Raw genomic sequence first — 17,082 nt, forward strand, 5'->3', positions numbered from 1 at the left:
TCAGTTTCCTTCAGTTTCAATATGTAAACGGACATCAATATTCCCGCGGATGGCATTGGAGTAAGGACAAAGTTGATGTGTCGCCTCAACCAGTCGCTGTGCGTCCTCGCGGGCCATTCCTAGCAAGTGAGCAGTGATGTCGAGGTCAAGCCCGTATCCACCACCGGATCGTTGGCCGATACCCACTTCAATCGAAGTTTTTGCCCCCTTGGCATTAAGCTTGAGTTGCTTTGCGGTGATCTCCATCGCGCTGTCAAAACAAGCGGCATAACCAAGTGCAAACAATTGTTCAGGGTTTACACCATCTTCATCGCTATCGGGTCGAACCATTTGGACCGAAAAGCTACCGTCGTTCAGGGTTGAAGTTCCTGAGCGTCCGCCCGTTGCCGTTGCCGCAGTTTTGTAGAAAATCTTCATGATCTATCACTCCTTATTAGACCGGTCGACTATTTGATGATAAAAAAATACCTCGGGGGCATCTTTTGGCGCGTCACCATCTAAAATGGCGCGTCAATATCAACCACCGAAATGAGCTTGTGGTTGACAAATTCCCTGATTCCGAGCCCGATCAGTTCTCGGCCGTAGCCAGACCGCCCGATACCACCGAAAGGTAAGTCAGCCTTGGCCATGGTCGGGTGATTTACAAAGACCATCCCAGTAGAAATCTGTTTCGCAACATCAGCACCACGCTTTGGGTCGGCAGTAAATACAGACCCGCCAAGCCCGAACGGTGAATCATTGGCAATGCGTATTGCATCTACCTCATCCTTCGCACGAAACAGCATCGAGACTGGGCCGAAGAATTCCCAATATCGAGCCGGGTTATCTTCTGAAAGATTAGTCAGAATGGTCGGTTGTACAAAAGCACCCGAACTGGGAACCTTTGGCCCAACTTCCGTTGCCGTAGCTCCGTAAAAAACTGCTTGGCGTATCTTGTCTTTAATCTCGTTTGCAGCAGCCTCGGAAGACAGGGGCGCTAACGTCGTGGTAGGATCCGCCGGATCACCTGCCCGAAGCTTCGCAACGCCGGCGGTGTAACCTTCAAAAAATTGGTCATATACGTCATCAACGACGATCATGCGCTTAGAAGAGACACAGACTTGACCGCCATTCCAGTGCCGTCCAAAGACCGCCCAATTAATGGTCTTCTCCATTTCCGCATCGGCCAACACCACAAACGCGTCTGCGCCTCCAAGTTCGAGCGTGGATTTCTTCAGTGCTTTGCCTGCCTGTGAGGCAACAATCGAGCCCGCACCTTCCGATCCGGTCAGCGCAACGCCATGGACACGTGGATCGTTAATGATGGTTTCGATTTGAGAACGTGTCGCATAAAGGTTTTTGAACGCCCCTTGGGGCAAACCCGCCTCCAACATTAATTTTTCGAATGCTGCAGCTGCCTGCGGAACATTCGAGGCATGCTTGAGCAACATGGTATTGCCAGCAGACAATTGTGGCGCTGCAATACGAGCCACTTGGTAAAACGGAAAGTTCCACGGCTCAATTGCCAACAAGACCCCCAAAGGCTCTGCGGACAGAACAGCATCACCTTCATCGGGATTGGCTACTGGCAGCTTTTCAGGCGCCAGTAAGGCTTCTGCATTGTTGGCATAATAGTCAAAGATATCCGCTGACAAGGCGATTTCGGCTTTAGCTTCGGAGACAAGCTTGCCCATTTCAACTGTCAACAACTTGGCAAAAAAATCGACGTCACGACGTAATATGGTTGCGGCGGAGTGCATTACACAGGCACGTTCTGCAAACTCAGTTTCCTTCCACAATAAAAATGCCGCATGAGCATTTTCAATAGCTTGATTAACTTCAGTATCGGTCGCGTCCGGGTACGCTTCCAAGAGTTCGCCGGTGTAAGGGTTTCGTGTTTCATAAGCCATAATTAAATCCTTTCGCGTGGGGCGCGTTTGGGTTGTAAATCTCGAGTTTATTCATAACCCGCAAACTACTAGACCGGTCATCTAGATGACCGGGAAAATAAAAACATGAAATCTAATTGCTTATCATGCCAAGTTTCAGCTTAACCTCGAATAGACCAGTCGTCTATAATTTTTTTGAAATAACTATAATCTTTAAGGGTAACAACCCCTCAAAAGGTCGTTAGTCCGCCTCATGAATTCTCTCGGATCAGTATTTCAACATGCCACACCTTTCCACCATAAACTGGACAGGCCCGTGCCGACGTTATCAACATGTCCCGCATATCCAGAACGATGATAAATTTAGTCCGACACCTTCTCAGGTATTCTGGGCGCCGAGGCAGCCTGCGAATCGTAGGTGGGGTAGTCGACATATCCCTTGTCAGTTCCACCGTACATTGTTGTGGGATCAACCTCGTTCCAAGGCAGCCCTTGCCGTATTCGATACGGTAAATCCGGGTTTGCAATAAACGGCTTCCCAAAAGCGAACAAGTCGCCGTATCCAGCATCAAGCATACGAAGCGCTTTCTCCGGAGTGTATCGGCCTGCATAAATCAGAGCGCCACTAAAAGCACCTCGGAGCGCACTGCAGAAGCTGTCAGGCAATTCTGGTGCATTGTCCCAGTCGGCTTCAGCGATAGAAATATAGGCAATACCCATGCGCTCTAACAATTTTGCCGCTTCTAGGTAGGTTTCGTGAGGGTCTGTTTCAACCAATCCCAGATAAACACGTGCCTCTTCCGTGCTCTCGAATAAGGGAGCAAACCTCACTCCCAAGCGCTCAGCCCCCACTTCTTCTGAAATTGCGGCCACAATCTCTTCCAGGAAGCGCAGGCGGTTCCGCAAACTTCCGCCGTATTGATCCGTCCGATGATTAGTATGCTCTGAGATGAACTGGTTAACCAGATAGCCATTCGCGCTGTGGATTTCTACGCCATCAAAGCCGGCTTCCACGGCGTTACGAGCAGCGCGAGCATATAGCTTCACAAGCTCTTGAATTTCCTCGGTTGAAAGTGCGCGGGGCTCATCCGGATCAGCCAGTGCGCCCTCCCCTGGTGCTGTTTCTACGAACACTTTCACACCTTCTGCACGAATGGCTGAGGGTGCTACCGGAGCCTGTCCGTCCGGCTGAAGAGAATTATGAGAAACTCGCCCTACATGCCACAGCTGACAAAAGATTTTGCCGCCTTCACGATGAACAGCACCGGTTACTTTTTTCCAACCCTCAATTTGTGCCGCTGTAAAAATACCCGGCGTCCAAGCGTACCCCTGACCTCTGGGCTCTATCTGCGTGCCTTCTGTGACCATGAAGCCAGCAGAAGCCCGCTGCGCATAGTAGTCAGCCATCAGATCGTTCGGAATATTTCCTGGCTGAGTGCTTCTTGAACGCGTGAGAGGCGGCAGAACAATACGATTTTTCAGTTCAAGCGAACCCAGACGAAAGGGCTCAAAAAGAGGGTTTACATTCATAACGCTATTTCCTTTAAATAAAGTTTTCATACCGGAGCAAACAGTGCTCCATTACATTAAAAGAGCCCCAGACCGGACTCATTCAGGCTGATAATAATATTTTTCTTCTCGGTGTAACTATCCAGCACCATTTTGTGAGCCTCCCGACCAATACTGGATTTTGTTGCTGGCATCTACAATAATCGTCGGAGAGATAAAGCAACTACGGGCCAGACTCGCAACAACCAGTCGCTCCCGCAATAATTATCCTTGCGCCTTCCTGAGTCGCCAGATCGATATAGCCGAGGATCCTTTCCATCTGTTGCTGGCTGAACTGCCTTCCCATTTGAGTGTTAAGGTCCAAGGATCTCCAACTTTTATCTCCTCAAAACGCTCCTTAAGCACACCAATAAATTCGTCAAAGATAGCCCGATGGACAAACAGTCAAGCGCCGGACTCACACACTTTTCCCTAATTGAGGAAAATCGATATGATAATCCCTTCCAAAGCCTTCTCGATATTCGCATCGGGAACACAATGTTGGCCGATTTTCCACCCAGCTCTAGAGTCGCCGGTATTAGCTTTTCAGCCGCGGCTTTAGCTACGCGATATCCAACGGCTGTCGATCCGGTAAATGCCAACTTGTCGACATCGGGGTGATCAAGTAGCGCTTGTCCAGCCTCAGGACCGTCGCCGGTAACAATGTTGACGGTTCCTTGAGGTAATACTTCGTTAAGAATCTCTCCCAAAGTGAGCAAAGTAATCGAGGTCATCTCTGATGGTTTGATAACAACCGTGTTGCCAGCCGCTAGGGCCGGAGCCAACTTCCAGGCCGCCATCAACAGAGGAAAGTTCCACGGAATAATCTGCCCGACGACACCTATAAGCTCACTCAACACCAAACTCAGAGTCTGATTATCAAGTTGCGTTGCCTCGTCGCTATGCGAGCGAACAACACCCGCGAAATAACGAAAATGATCAACGGCCAGCGGGATATCGATTTGGCTGGATTCCCGCAAAGGCTTACCGTTATCCAGAGTTTCTAAGTACGCAAACTCTTGTGCTCGAGCCTCAAGCAAGTCCGCTATCGAGAGCAACGCGCGCTGACGCTCCATCGGAGATGTGCTGCTCCAACGGGGAAAAGCCTCACGAGCAGCCTTTACAGCCAAATCCACGTCTTCGCTACTGGCCATCTGCAAATGTGAGAATGTTTCTCCTGTGGCAGGGCTAACCGTTGGGATCATCCGGCGAGACCGGCTGTCTACCCATTGCCCGCCAATTAGCATTCGATAGCTAGGCTTAATATTCTCTAGCGCTTTCTCTTTAGTGGCACTATGACTCATTCTCTGCTCCTACCTTTGCCGAAACATCGTTTCCAAACACAATCCATAGCGAACTAGCACTCAAAATTGCGCGTGCACCTGGTACCGAGTCATGACAAGGGCAATGTTACGGTGGTAATATCACAAACAGAAACAGTAATTATTTGTTACAAATACAAATATGAATGATATTAGTCTGATCGACCTAAAGCAGCTACGGGTCTTTAAAGCACTCTTAAAAGAGCGAAACGTGACACGTGCCGCCGCCCAGATGGGCCTTACTCAGCAGGCTGTAAGCGCTCAACTGAGCAAGCTAAGGGACACGTTTCAAGATCATCTATTCTTGCGCTCCGCACAGGGCATCATTCCCACGCCACTCGCCGAACAGCTTGAGCCAAGAGTAAATGCAGTGTTCGAGAGTCTTGCGGCATTAGCACCGCCTGACAGGTTCGATCCTGCCGAGGTGCAAACGACCTTTGCGATATCCGCAACGGATTATGCTGTGGCAGTTATATTGCCCAGGTTGATGGCGAAGGTAAGAGCTCAAGCTCCAGGGCTAAAGCTGATTATCAGGGACTTTGAAAGCGATAGACTGTATCCGCTCCTGACCTCTGGAGACCTCGATCTGGCTTTAACCTTTCCGGCGTTCGTCCCCAATAATTGTCAAACGAAATGGTTGTTCTCCGAGCACCACATCTGCGTAACAAGGAGCGACTCTCCATTGCAAAACCGGCAACTCTCCATTGGAGACATTGCCGACTTGCCTCAGATTATCGTCTCCCCGACAAGGGCAAACCTGATCGGTTCAGCGGATGACTGGTTTGCGAGCAAGGGCTACAGCCGAAATATCGTCATGTCGGTACCGAGCTTCTCAGCTGCACCGGCCTGTATCGCCTCAACCGACTGCATAGCCTTCCTGCCCTCACGCATTCTGCCGAATCCGCTGGTTCGTCCGATCCTGCTCGATGACTCGCCACCCTGCTTCGATGTCATTGCCGCATGGCACCCTTGCTCAAGCCGGGACCCGCTGCACAAGTGGATACTGTCACTTCTCCAGCAGGCATTCCCGGCGCAAGAAAGCACTAAACTATAGGAGTGCCCTGCGGCTACCACTCAACAACGATTTTGCCAAAGTGGCTACCACTTTCCTGAAGCCGAAAAGCATCCGCTAAACGATCTAGAGGGAAACTGCAGTCGATCACTGGGCGAAGATTGTTTTGTTTCAACGCTGCAACGTATTCCTGCTGCTGACGACGGCTGCCAACCACCAACCCTTGCAAGCGAGCCTGTTTGGCCATCAACAACGAGGTGGGTACATCGCCACCTCGTCCTGTCAACACGCCAATCAAAGCTACGTGGCCGCCAACGCGAACCGCCTGCAAGGACTGTGCAAGCGTGCCAGGTCCACCGACCTCAACAACGTGGTCAACACCCCGTCCATTCGTCAATTCGAGCACTTCAGTACCCCAATCAGGATTCGTCCGATAGTTAATAACATCGGTTGCCCCAAGAGACCGAGCCCTTTCAAGCTTTTTGTCAGAGGAGGAGGTTACGATGACGCGCGCGCCCATGGCTCTGGCAATCTGTAAGGCTGCAATAGATACCCCCCCGGTGCCGAGCAACAGCACACTATCACCGGCCTTGATTCCCCCCTCAACCACCAAAGCCCGCCATGCTGTCAGGCCAGCTGTGGTGATCGTCGCTGCTTCGGAATGGCCCCAACACGAAGGCGCATGGGTAAAATAGTGTGCTGGCCGCACCACATACTCAGTCGCGTAACCGTCTATTCCATCACCTGGCGTTCTTCGGAAACTGCCCACATCATCAAATGCGCGACCGTCCTGCCATTGAGGGAAAAAACTAGACACAACACTTTCGCCAACAGCGAACTCAGTCACGCCTTCACCCACAGCCTCGACCACTCCCGCACCGTCAGACATTAGAATTCGCCCATCAGTGGTTGGGATACTCCCATTAGCGACCAGTAAGTCGTGGAAATTGAGGGAGGTTGCATGTATTGCCACGCGTATCTGTCCCACTCCAGGTTGACCAGGATCGGGCAGATCTCTCAGCTCTAATTGATTCAGCCCACCCGGGGCCCGCAGAACAACTGCTCTCATAAGGATTCCCTATTTTTATAAATAGACTGGTCGTCTATAACTGGATGAAAATTTTTACCGATTAGTTCTTTTTTAACCCCAGCAAACCTTGTGTTGCCTCAAACGCAGACTCCATGGGCTCACGGCTGCGTGTGATTTTCGCACGCAAGCTCGCACCCAACCATAATTGATAGAGAGTTGACGCTGTCGTTTTCGCATCCAGATGAGCAGATAACGAGCCATCAGCAATGCCGTCTTCAACCGCTCGGGCAAGTCTTGCGATAACTCGATCTGTTCCCTGCTGCAACACAATACGCATAGTTTCGGATAAATCGCTAACTTCGGCTGCAAGTTTGACCGCCAGACACTTGCCTTTCGGGTCGCAGGCCGACTGAGTTTCCAGCCAGGCTTCCCAGTAACTCATCAATCGCTCTGCTCCGGACAAACCCGGTCGAGAGAGCAGTGCCTCCAGAGACGCTTGGTAGCCGGAAAAATAGCTCTTTAGTAATTCCTCACCAAAGGCCTCTTTGGATCCAAAATAATGATAAAAGGACCCTTTAGGCACATCAGCGGTCTTCAGAATTTCGCTCAATCCGACAGCACTAAACCCTTTACCACTGATAATACACTGGCCGGTTTCCAAGATATGACTACGTACATCGTGAACATTAACTTTTGATTTCATAGGTAGATTCTAAGCCGGACTAGACCAATTGTCTAGACTAGAGACTCTGGTTGTGCACGGAAACCTATGGAAAACAAACGCTCGACCGAATACTTTTATTACGCTTGGCTGCAAGACGGCGGTGCATTATGATTAGACTGGTCGTATATGATGTGAGATAGTAACAATCTAACACTTGAGTGGGTAGTCACCCAGCAAAACCGCCTCTTCACTCATCTCGCACAAATCTTCCGGAGTTATATATGATCCTCATTCATCACTTAAACGATTCGCGCTCACAGCGTATTCTCTGGTTGCTCGAAGAGCTAGGCCTTGAGTACGACATTAAACGCTATGAGCGTGATTCGGTTACACATTTGGCGCCACCAGAGCTGTTGCACATTCACCCATTAGGTAAGTCGCCGGTCATTGAAGACGGCAATTTCATCATCCATGAATCCGGGGCAATTATTGATTATCTCATCAGAAAATATGCTGGAGACCTCCTGCACCCTACTCCTGAAAGCCGGGCGTATGAGCAATATGTGCAATGGCTTCACTACGCTGAGGGATCAGCAATGCTTCCTCTGCTGTTGAAGGTTTATGTTGATCCTCTGGGAGATGGAGGTGCAGCTCTGCAGCCGCGCATAAACAGCGAACTAGATAATCATTTGGGTTTTGTTGAAGCTTCGTTGGAGGGTAAAACCTTTCTGCTAGATGAACTGTTCAGTGCCGCAGATATCCAGATGAGCTTTGTTGGGGAGATTGCAGGCTCATTTGGTCTATTACACCAACGCCCCAACCTGACAGCTTGGATCAAACGGCTCCAAGCCCGCCCCGCATACCAATCTGCCTTAACCAGAGGTGGTACCTACCGTTTAGCCAACTAGTATAAAACCTGTAGGTCTGATTGAGGTGTTTAGCACCTCTTCAATGGCCGAGCTTTCCCATCAATCTGCTTTGTTAACAGAGTTAATACCATCATGTTTGTTTCTCCAATTGGTTATCTGTTTTTCATTCTCCATGTTTTTTCAAATATGCAAGGCGCAAAAAAAGGGGCCGAAGCCCCTTGGATCAGATATGAACTTTCGGAAAGCCTATGGCACCGTAAACATTCAGAACATCATTCCAATCCCAACTTTTCACGCCGAGTGACGTTGGTATCGGAGGGATTAGGACTTGTGTCAGAACGCCTTTCTGCCAGGCTTTTTTCTTGAGTTCATTCGCTGCATTCAGGCCAGTCTCAGAGAGATCGTGGTCTGCCCAGATGTACAGCATTTTCACATTACTTGGTGGTTCAAACCTAGCCAGTAGCGTTGCATTCACAACCGACCAACATGTCTGTCCCGTAACCCTGGTAACCGCTAAAGCTGTTTCGATGCCTTCAGAAACACCTAGTACCTCACCAGGCTCACCAATCGGAATGGCACCACCAGTGATTGTTCTGTCACTTGGTATCGGCATCATCTTTTTAGGCTTTTCGACCGGCGCTTTGAATCCATCTTCACTTAGGTAGATCCGATGGAACGTGGCCGAACGCCGTTGCTGCGTGACGATTTTACCTAGCAGCGCTGGGTAGCTATCGATAAACAGACCATCTTCATCATGGTAAGGCAAGTTTGGATGAAACCTCAGCACCGAATCCCATTCAGGACGAAGCCGCGTAACAATGCCACGACGATGCAAGTAGTTCCAAACCGGTTGCGCACGAGTATCTGCAAGAGATAACGTTTCTCCCCAAGTTTGATTCAAGCGATGGATAATCGCTTTGTCCTCGTCCTGCTTTCTAGCCCTCCAATCAACTGCGTTACTCGGTATTGGCCGAATAGGTGCTTGTATTTGTCCGGGTTGAATACCAAGAACCTGGCCGATTGCTTCAACAGACTGAGCAAAGTTCCATCCATTAATCCAAGACAACAGTTCAAAACCATCATGAAAAATCCCGCAGGTGTTACAAACGCCACCTCCGGTATATTCAGCATCTTTGAATAGCCTAAAGCCATCACGACCGCCATGAACAGGGCAAGCCACATGACGGCCTTTTCGAGCAATAGCGGCATCAAGTTCTGGCACCAATGCCGCCAAGACTTGAAGCCATTGGCCATTAAGATATGGCCTCACTGTTTCAATCTGTAAAGGTAACGCCATATAACCTCCTTAAGTAAAAAGCCGACTCCTACCACTGGTGGTAAAAGTCAGCTTGGGTCCTGCATTGAGCCGTTTGGTTAATGCAGGAACGTTAGTCAAGCTGGATACCATGTCGTCCTAATAGACACATGATGGAATCACGAAGCACATCAGGATCGACAACCGCAGCCATCGCGCAAACACGAAAGCAAAATGGCGCTATTTCGTCATTTTGAATCCACGACAACACATCCTTGCGCAACCGAGTACTGACACGACCATCCAGCAATACTCGGATCGCATCCAATAGAATGCCTTCGCGTAACTGCCAGATTTCCGTGTCAGACCAAGTGACTGGGGCATCATCAAACTCAAATAGAAATTCGAGCTGTGATGACGTGTGTCGATGGGACTGCTTTTGTGATGTAGGAGAATGGGCAATGCGCCCATTCATTAAAGATAACCGCGTTCAGCAAGCGAAACGCAGCCCTCGGATGCGACCACGACATGGTCAAGCGTTCGAATATCAACAAGTGACAAGGCGTCACGGAGTCGATGAGTTATGCGTTTATCAGCTTCACTGGGCTCAGGATCACCCGATGGATGGTTATGAACCAGTATCACTGCTGCCGCATTAAGCTCTAGCGCACGCTTTGTTACTTCCCTTGGATACACGCTCGCCGCATCTAAAGTGCCTTTGAACAGCTCTTCAAATCGAATAACGCGATGCTTTGTATCAAGAAACAGCACGCCAAAGACTTCGTGCTCATACTCGTGCATCAGTGTTTGCAGGTATGAGAACGCCGATGATGGCTGTTCAATTTTGCGACCTTTACTCAATCGACCACGGGCAAGCTTGAGCGCCATATCTAAAATATCCGCTTCAGTCACTTGCTCAGGAACGATGTAAGTACCGGCTTCTTCGCCAGCTAAGAACTTTTTGTTTTTCATAGGAGTCTCCACAAAAAAAAGCGGAGACGAACCCATGCCCTGAAGGGGACGGAATCGTCCCCGCAGGGTGGTATAATTGATGTGGTTACTGAATTAACAGTTGTTGTGTTACTTCGAATAACTCACGCTTTAGATCTTTGACGTCATTAATCACAATGCTTTGAGGAAAGAATTTCTCAACACTGCGTGTTTGAATCCCGATCCCCAGCAGCTCAAAGCCACTGCGTCTGCACCGGTCAACAATGTCATGCGTGGCAGCCCAATCATCTGGGTCACCATCCGTTAGCACTATCATTAGCTTTCGCTTCTGTTTTTGCGCTAACAAACTGTTTGCCGCAAACCACATTGCTTGTGCCATAGGCGTACAACCTCGTGGTTTTTGGTCAAAACAGGCGGCCCGATGTCGAACCGATTGCTTGGGCAATAACGCGATAGAAACTTCCTGATGAATACCAGGAAAATAACTGACCGCAGGTACAACACCCGGTATGCCTTCCAGTGCCATGGCCAAAGCCAAAGCGGCTTCATTGGCAACATGAAAGTACTTTCGATTACCTTCGCCAATGGGTTTACCCATTGAACCCGATATATCGACCAGCAAGTGCACAGCAGCATTGGGCGCAATGCGAGGTTGCCTTTGAATAAACAATCTCGACTCACCGGCTTGTGAAGCGGCAAGACGATGGGTTGCAACTCGAAGACCGTGCCTTTTGGCATGATTCCGATTGTCCTGACTGGACTGAACCATGCCCCTAAGTCGGGCTCGAATTTGAGCGGACTCAGACGCCGAAAAGGTCAAGATCGCCTCATCACCCAACATAGCGTGCTCTGCTTGGGGCAAACTGAGTGGAGTGACACCCTGATGTCCTTCAGCTTGTTCCGACAACACTTCTGCCACTTGGGCAAAGGTATCGGGTTCAAACTGAGCGGCACTGGCCTCTAAGGCTTGTCGCAAATTGTCAGCTTGATCAGAGTTATCTGAATCCCCCGTTTCAGCAGCATCCCCCATTGCAGACGAGTCTGCTTCCGGGGTTTGACTGTCACTACTGTTATTGCTGTCATTACTCGCATCTTGTCCAATGTCATTACCGTTATCAGCATCCGACTCATCCTGTGGTGGACGAGATTCTTCTTCCAACATGGCAACGATGGCATCGACAAGTTTCAGCACTTCACCTGTAGACGCTAGGCTAGGCACTGCTGTCAGCATGGCGCTTAACCGGCTCATCGCTGCGGCAGGAAAGAGTTGTCTCACTCTTTCATCGACTGCTTGATACAAAGGCGTCAGTGCTTTCTGACCGAGAAAATGGCATCTCAAGCGGAACAACAACCAGGCTTGCAAGTTAGATGCAGGCTCAAGCTGTTCAGGTACACACATCTGCTGAGTTTCCACCATGTACTCAATCACTTGCGAAATACTGCGCCGGGTTCCGGGGTAATCCTTTCCCAATTCGTTTTCAATGCGAACGTCCTCAATGATATTGAGAAGTGCCTTACGGATCGGTTTGGACGACGCCTTCTGCACCATTTCAAAATTAGTATGCCGAATATGCGCCGCTTCATGAGCCAGATAACCCCAAGCTATCTGTTGATAGTGTGGGTCGTCTGGGTTTGCTGTTGGGATCACAATCCGCTCACCATCGGTAAACGCATCTTGTCCTTGAATAAGCACCTTCACACCAAACTTTTCGCCATAAGCGGCGGCAACGATTGGCAGTGCGTTTTTTAATGGATGATTCATGGGAGTCTCCTAATCATTAGGGGGAATACTCCCTCAGCGGGAGCGTTTCCCCGCTGGGAATGTGGATGTTTAAACCTGTGCTTTTAGCTTATCCAGGTCGTATTTTTGACCTAACCAAGCCACCAATTGAGCTGGACTCTCGTGCTGTTCAAATGACGTTTTAAGCTGGTCTAAACTCAGGATGTCATCCAATGTCAGACCGTACTGGTCTTGTAACTGAGTAGACACCTCGTGTTGATATTGCAGCCAGGCCCGCTCAAAAGCGGTTTGCTGCAATGCCATGTTTGGAACAAATACCATGGCCGTGACCCAAACACCTTGCCCGTCCGCATCTGCGATCAGCACAGGGTTCTTGGGGATCAAAACACTATGTGTTGAGTACGACCGTTGTACTAACGCTCGACAACACGCCACTTCTGGTATCGATTCGCTTTCAACAGCATCAGTCACACCACGAAAATGTGGTTCAAACTGGTTCAGTTGGCTGGGGTTATGGATGGTTGATTGCATAATTTCCTCTTACATAGTTCAGAGGACATGCGCCCTTCAGGGCAACATGCCCTCAAGGACGTTAGAAATAAAATGAGTTTGGTACAGTCGAACCAAGGTTCGGTCTGACGGTTGGTTGTGGTATTGCACGTAAGTTATCTGCCTGAGCAGATACTGGCTGTGCGGGTTTAGGTTCAGGTTTGGGCATCAGTTGCCTGATATCCAATTGACCTTCACCGTGCATTCTCATCTTGTCTGGATCAGACAAAATTAAAATGGTCGCCATCAGTTCGTGATAGAGATTGTCTGTCACAGGGCCGGTCTTCGGCAGACGAACAAATAAATTGTCCATCGCTTCAACCATTGGCTGAACTCGGTGATCCAGGAATGACAAACCATCCAACTTGTCTCTTAATCGCTTGAGAGGATTAAGGGCTCGCTGGCTGATTTGATTCTTACCTGCAACGGAACGCTCAAACAGTTCATTGGCATCACGAGCCACCTCCCTAAAGAGGGTGTGTCCCATACCATTGACCTTGTCATCTAAGCCACCAGCTTGTTCAGCTGGTTGCATTCGATAAATGGCATAATCGAACTGAAGCCGTTGTTCCACGTCTTCGATGGGTGACAGCGCACGCCGGATTGCATCTGCAAATTCCGGGTGTTTTGCAACCCAGTCAAAAGTCACCTGATCATAGTTGTCCAAGAACAACTGCTTGCACTGCGCAAACTCCTGACCGATCCGGTCAAGCTCTGGAACAATCTGATCAATTCGGTCTTCAGGGACGGCATAGCCACCTAAAAACCGCACACCGACTTGCTCACACAAGCGCTGTGCTTCTTTCTTAAGCCTTTCAAAGTTCGCCAATGCCTCTGGGTCGCAAATTTTTTTACTCCCTAAGCTGGCAACATCCTTCGGTGGAAGTTGGCTGCCATTGGCTAATCTGAAATCTTCAGGCCTTAGTTTTTTTCTACCGCTCCAGATGGAACAGTCGATGTGACAAATCAAAAGTTTGTCGAGGGTTTGAATACTCATAGTGCATCCTCATGCGAGATGGGGACGCACCACTCCCAACAGGAGCAATGGCCCCCATTTGGGTGGTAGTAGTTGACGCGCTAATGGCAACATCACTATCAGAAATAGTAATTTTGCGAATCAGGCGACGATTGGTTGAGATCGATTTTCGCAGGCATTAAGTCCAGTGCTTCAGCAATCGGGCGAACCCGCTCTAAATCACTGCCTAGCAACCGCAATACATCTTTTTCCAACTTCAGCTGGTCGGATACTTCTATCCCTTCAGGACTCGCTACTGTGAGCGAACACAGAGGTGGTAATTGACGCTTAAAGGCCAGTAACAGCAACAATGGCCACGGGCCATCATCAGTGTTAACAATGCCAGCGCCTTCACCTGACACCATGCTGATTTGATTGGTACTAGGTAATCCGCTTTGGCAAAACCCTAATGACCATTCTCCAATCCTGACCTGGTTATCACCAATGACAGCCAAGCCATAGGCTTCAAGCAGCTTTGCCATATCGAACAACGCTTTTTGCGCCAGCGAGATTTGGCCATTGACGTCCTTGCGAGTACGAAACTCCCAACTGACGTTATTGGCGCACGCGACGCTATCTAGCGCATTTGAGAGTTCAAATGGCCGCCCTTGATGAGCAATGCCGACTTGTCCAACAAATCGATAACCCTTGTTGATTTTCTCATTGATTCTTCGGTCTGCTTCAGCGTTAGGATCAGTCGAATCAATCAATCGCTGCTGCGATAATTGACCGGCTTTTCCAAACCGAACTTCAATCTCCTTGGTATCTGATCCAACGTAAATGGCCCATTCTTTGGCTGTCCCATCAGAATGACTGTAACGGTAAAGAGCAAAGCACTTTTCCATCATCAATCCTCCCAATGGTCACCGAAGACATCAGCGGCAATACGGTGAATGGCTTCTCGTTGCTCCAACTCAGCACGAGCCGTCAAAGACCGAACCAGTGCATACTCCACTGCGTTAGGAGCGCCTTTAAAAGCAAGTGTTAACTTTGCCCAGCGCACCAAGGTCCTAGTGGACATCGTGATACTAAGCTCTGCTCCGCCATCCGCGCCCCCAATAAAAAGACGACGAATGTCACCGGCTACTTTCACCATTTTTTGGCGAAAGACTTCTGGCAAGCCCGGCGCAACATTCTCCAGAATGGCTTCCTCTACAGATGGCTCTGCATAGGTCGCTTCAATGATTCTAAAGCGATCAAGGAAAGCCAAATTCTGTTGAAGCACACCTTGATACAAGCCCGTCTGGTCACCGCTGCCCGCACTGTTACCGGTAGCGATAAAACGAAACTTGTTATGTGGCATGATGATCTCTCCGCCATTTTGTGCGATGACCAACGGGGCACCTTCCAAAATGTCATTGAGCCCAGCCAGTTCAGCAGGCTCAGCAAGATCCATTTCATTAATGATCAGCAAATGGCCATGCTTAACAGCCAGTGCCAGCGGCCCATACACAAAGGTCATATTGCCATTAACCAGTGTGTGGTGACCGATAAGATCGGACAACTCCAATCGACCGTGCGCAGTAATTTGCTGAACAGGCCAATTCAATCGAGAAGCAACTTGGCAAATTAGCGAGGTCTTACCGCATCCAGTGGGGCCAGTAATATACAAACCGTCACCGTCTGGGTTAGACAAAAACGCCAATACGTCACGTAAGTCTTCTTTTCTAAAAACATACTCGTCCTTGCGAACGGGAATGTTTGGATGGGTAGTGTCGGCACTAAATCCTTCCAGAACGAAAGCATCAGGAGCCGGGACATTAAACGCTTGATTCACTTGAACCAAAAATGGAGATTGTTCAGTCATGGTAAACCTCATCTGTTTTGACGAGGCCCCATGCCCCAACAGGGAATGAAGTCCCCGTCGGGTAGTGTGTTGATTGTGGTATGGCTGTGTATGTAAGAGTTCAGCTCGCTCTATCATTCGTACCCAGCATTGGCTACGAGTGAAACTGCTTTCTGATGCACTCGATGTAAGCACATGAGAAAGGAGCCGAAATCGGCTCCAAGTGAACGTTAAAAATAAAATGAGCTCGGCGAGTCACCTGGCAGAACCAAGTTCTCTTGCTCAAGGCTGATTTTGATTGGTGTTTCAACGGGCTGCTCTGGCTTATTGGTGCTGATGCGCAACCGCTCTTGTGGCGCTTTTCGGTAAGCGGCTAAAACCTGTTCATCCAGCTCGCCTAACTTATCGGTGGCCAATTGCTTATAGTCCACCGTGCCCGCCATCATGTAGCGGCTGAGTTTGACCCCAGCATAATCCGCATGAGCGTAGTTACCCATCATGGCGACCAATTTTGACTGAGCTTCTCGCATTTCCTCTTTCAAAGATTTAATGTAATTTTCCAGTCGGACCACTTCGGCATGTGCTGAGCAATACTGTCGAGACAGCGATGTCCAACGGTATTGGGCTTCACCCTTGGGAACAAAACAATCTTGCTCAGGGCATTTTGACGGTTCTTTTTTGGTCTGTACTAACTCCCAAAACTGTAGCGCTGTTTCTTGCAACTCAGTTAAGAACGCCGCGTCTCGTTGTATTTCAAACTCAATCAGTTGATCCTCAAAATAGAATACCAACCAACCACGCGTGCTATTGGCGACCAGTATTTGATGCTGTACTTGTACCCAATACAACTGGTACGCCTCGCTTTGTTCTCGGTGAGCTTGCACATCCTCAAAAACTGACTGGCAAGGACATTTCAGTTCAACGGGTTCGCCCGCATCGTTGATGCCATCAAAGCTGGCTCGAAAGATTGCGTTATGATCGGCTTCGGCACATAACGGCAGAAGAAAATCATTATGCGCATTCTCAAATGCTCGCCTTGCTTGAGGCTCCAACCTTATACCGCGAAGCACATTTGGATTATTCGACAGGTCTTCCGGTAATACGAATCCGGTTTTTTCTGCCCATAATCGCCAAGGTGTTTTGTAGGGTGAACGCCCCATAATAATTGGGGCTTCAGATGCCGTAACCCCTGCAATGCGCCACTGGTGCCATGCAGGAGTACGTTGTGATAGGTCGATAACCTTCATATTGCCTCCTTTGAGGGGATACTCCCCCGAAGGAGAGAACTCCCCTTCAGGGTTAAGTGGTTACTTTGCAGCTTGTACTAACGCTGTTTGGTGCTGAACAACACTTGCTTGAACCGAATCAATTGCCGCTTTACCGGCTTGAATCGAACCTACGACAAGGGCAACAACCAATACCAAGCGAAAAAGTGAGGCTGATTTAGTCATGGAAGATCTCCAAAAAAAGAC

18 protein-coding genes are annotated in these 17,082 nt (G+C 49.3%); 2 read left to right on the forward strand and 16 right to left on the reverse strand.

What is annotated here, in order from left to right; translation table 11 throughout:
- The 4 genes from ACNKW3_RS02460 to ACNKW3_RS02475 all read right to left on the reverse strand — a co-directional run bounded on the left by ACNKW3_RS02460 (position 1) and on the right by ACNKW3_RS02475 (position 4,720).
- Positions 1-417, reverse strand: a complete 417-nt coding sequence (locus ACNKW3_RS02460) for an organic hydroperoxide resistance protein (RefSeq protein WP_006814858.1) — start codon at positions 415-417, stop codon at positions 1-3.
- A gap of 80 nt (positions 418-497) precedes the next feature.
- Positions 498-1,889 (reverse strand): NAD-dependent succinate-semialdehyde dehydrogenase, encoded by a 1,392-nt coding sequence (locus ACNKW3_RS02465; protein WP_006814859.1) that lies wholly within the window; start codon positions 1,887-1,889, stop codon positions 498-500.
- A 342-nt stretch (positions 1,890-2,231) separates the two neighbouring features.
- Positions 2,232-3,398, reverse strand: coding sequence for an alkene reductase (locus ACNKW3_RS02470; RefSeq protein WP_052324032.1), 1,167 nt, complete (start codon positions 3,396-3,398; stop codon positions 2,232-2,234).
- Between the two features lie 356 nt (positions 3,399-3,754).
- The gene (locus ACNKW3_RS02475; protein WP_206194664.1) at positions 3,755-4,720 is read right to left on the reverse strand and encodes an aldehyde dehydrogenase family protein; all 966 of its coding nucleotides are present in this window, start codon (positions 4,718-4,720) and stop codon (positions 3,755-3,757) included.
- Between the two features lie 160 nt (positions 4,721-4,880).
- Here ACNKW3_RS02475 and ACNKW3_RS02480 point away from each other — a divergent pair, with 160 nt between their 5' ends.
- Positions 4,881-5,792, forward strand: a complete 912-nt coding sequence (locus tag ACNKW3_RS02480) for a LysR family transcriptional regulator (protein WP_427397685.1) — start codon at positions 4,881-4,883, stop codon at positions 5,790-5,792.
- A gap of 13 nt (positions 5,793-5,805) precedes the next feature.
- On the opposite strand, the gene ACNKW3_RS02485 is transcribed toward ACNKW3_RS02480, so the two are convergent.
- Positions 5,806-6,819, reverse strand: a complete 1,014-nt coding sequence (locus tag ACNKW3_RS02485) for a zinc-dependent alcohol dehydrogenase family protein (RefSeq protein WP_115389051.1) — start codon at positions 6,817-6,819, stop codon at positions 5,806-5,808.
- Between the two features lie 61 nt (positions 6,820-6,880).
- Positions 6,881-7,483: a TetR/AcrR family transcriptional regulator gene (locus ACNKW3_RS02490; RefSeq protein WP_165564670.1), complete on the reverse strand. Its 603-nt coding sequence runs from the start codon at positions 7,481-7,483 to the stop codon at positions 6,881-6,883.
- 242 nt (positions 7,484-7,725) lie between these two features.
- On the opposite strand from ACNKW3_RS02490, the gene ACNKW3_RS02495 reads away from it, so the two are divergent.
- A complete protein-coding gene (locus tag ACNKW3_RS02495) occupies positions 7,726-8,352 on the forward strand; it encodes a glutathione S-transferase family protein (protein ID WP_115389053.1) in 627 nt (208 codons plus the stop codon).
- A 184-nt stretch (positions 8,353-8,536) separates the two neighbouring features.
- Here the strand turns inward: ACNKW3_RS02495 and ACNKW3_RS02500 are convergent, their stop codons facing one another.
- The 10 genes from ACNKW3_RS02500 to ACNKW3_RS02545 all read right to left on the reverse strand — a co-directional run bounded on the left by ACNKW3_RS02500 (position 8,537) and on the right by ACNKW3_RS02545 (position 17,061).
- Positions 8,537-9,610 (reverse strand): DUF7146 domain-containing protein, encoded by a 1,074-nt coding sequence (locus tag ACNKW3_RS02500; RefSeq protein WP_248953117.1) that lies wholly within the window; start codon positions 9,608-9,610, stop codon positions 8,537-8,539.
- Positions 9,611-9,701: 91 nt separating this feature from the next.
- The gene (locus ACNKW3_RS02505) at positions 9,702-10,043 is read right to left on the reverse strand and encodes a plasmid-related protein (protein ID WP_222772678.1); all 342 of its coding nucleotides are present in this window, start codon (positions 10,041-10,043) and stop codon (positions 9,702-9,704) included.
- On the reverse strand, positions 10,043-10,540 hold the full coding sequence (radC, locus tag ACNKW3_RS02510; protein WP_000791199.1) for a RadC family protein: 498 nt from the start codon (positions 10,538-10,540) through the stop codon (positions 10,043-10,045). Before radC ends, ACNKW3_RS02505 begins: the two co-directional genes overlap by 1 nt.
- Positions 10,541-10,625: 85 nt before the next feature.
- On the reverse strand, positions 10,626-12,281 hold the full coding sequence (locus ACNKW3_RS02515; protein ID WP_427397686.1) for a VWA domain-containing protein: 1,656 nt from the start codon (positions 12,279-12,281) through the stop codon (positions 10,626-10,628).
- A gap of 69 nt (positions 12,282-12,350) precedes the next feature.
- Positions 12,351-12,791 carry a hypothetical protein gene (locus ACNKW3_RS02520; protein ID WP_023584062.1) on the reverse strand — a complete coding sequence of 147 codons (441 nt, stop codon included), beginning with the start codon at positions 12,789-12,791 and terminating at the stop codon, positions 12,351-12,353.
- Positions 12,792-12,852: 61 nt separating this feature from the next.
- Positions 12,853-13,806 carry a DUF3150 domain-containing protein gene (locus ACNKW3_RS02525; protein ID WP_000027441.1) on the reverse strand — a complete coding sequence of 318 codons (954 nt, stop codon included), beginning with the start codon at positions 13,804-13,806 and terminating at the stop codon, positions 12,853-12,855.
- A 98-nt stretch (positions 13,807-13,904) separates the two neighbouring features.
- The gene (locus ACNKW3_RS02530; protein WP_427397710.1) at positions 13,905-14,669 is read right to left on the reverse strand and encodes a hypothetical protein; all 765 of its coding nucleotides are present in this window, start codon (positions 14,667-14,669) and stop codon (positions 13,905-13,907) included.
- 2 nt (positions 14,670-14,671) lie between these two features.
- Positions 14,672-15,631, reverse strand: coding sequence for an AAA family ATPase (locus ACNKW3_RS02535; RefSeq protein ID WP_007104990.1), 960 nt, complete (start codon positions 15,629-15,631; stop codon positions 14,672-14,674).
- Positions 15,632-15,840: 209 nt separating this feature from the next.
- A complete protein-coding gene (locus tag ACNKW3_RS02540) occupies positions 15,841-16,857 on the reverse strand; it encodes a YqaJ viral recombinase family protein (protein WP_427397687.1) in 1,017 nt (338 codons plus the stop codon).
- 60 nt (positions 16,858-16,917) lie between these two features.
- Positions 16,918-17,061: a hypothetical protein gene (locus tag ACNKW3_RS02545; RefSeq protein ID WP_172780803.1), complete on the reverse strand. Its 144-nt coding sequence runs from the start codon at positions 17,059-17,061 to the stop codon at positions 16,918-16,920.
- Positions 17,062-17,082: the final 21 nt, after the last annotated feature.

The organism is Glaciecola sp. 1036 (genome assembly GCF_050306235.1).
GTDB lineage: Bacteria > Pseudomonadota > Gammaproteobacteria > Enterobacterales > Alteromonadaceae > Glaciecola.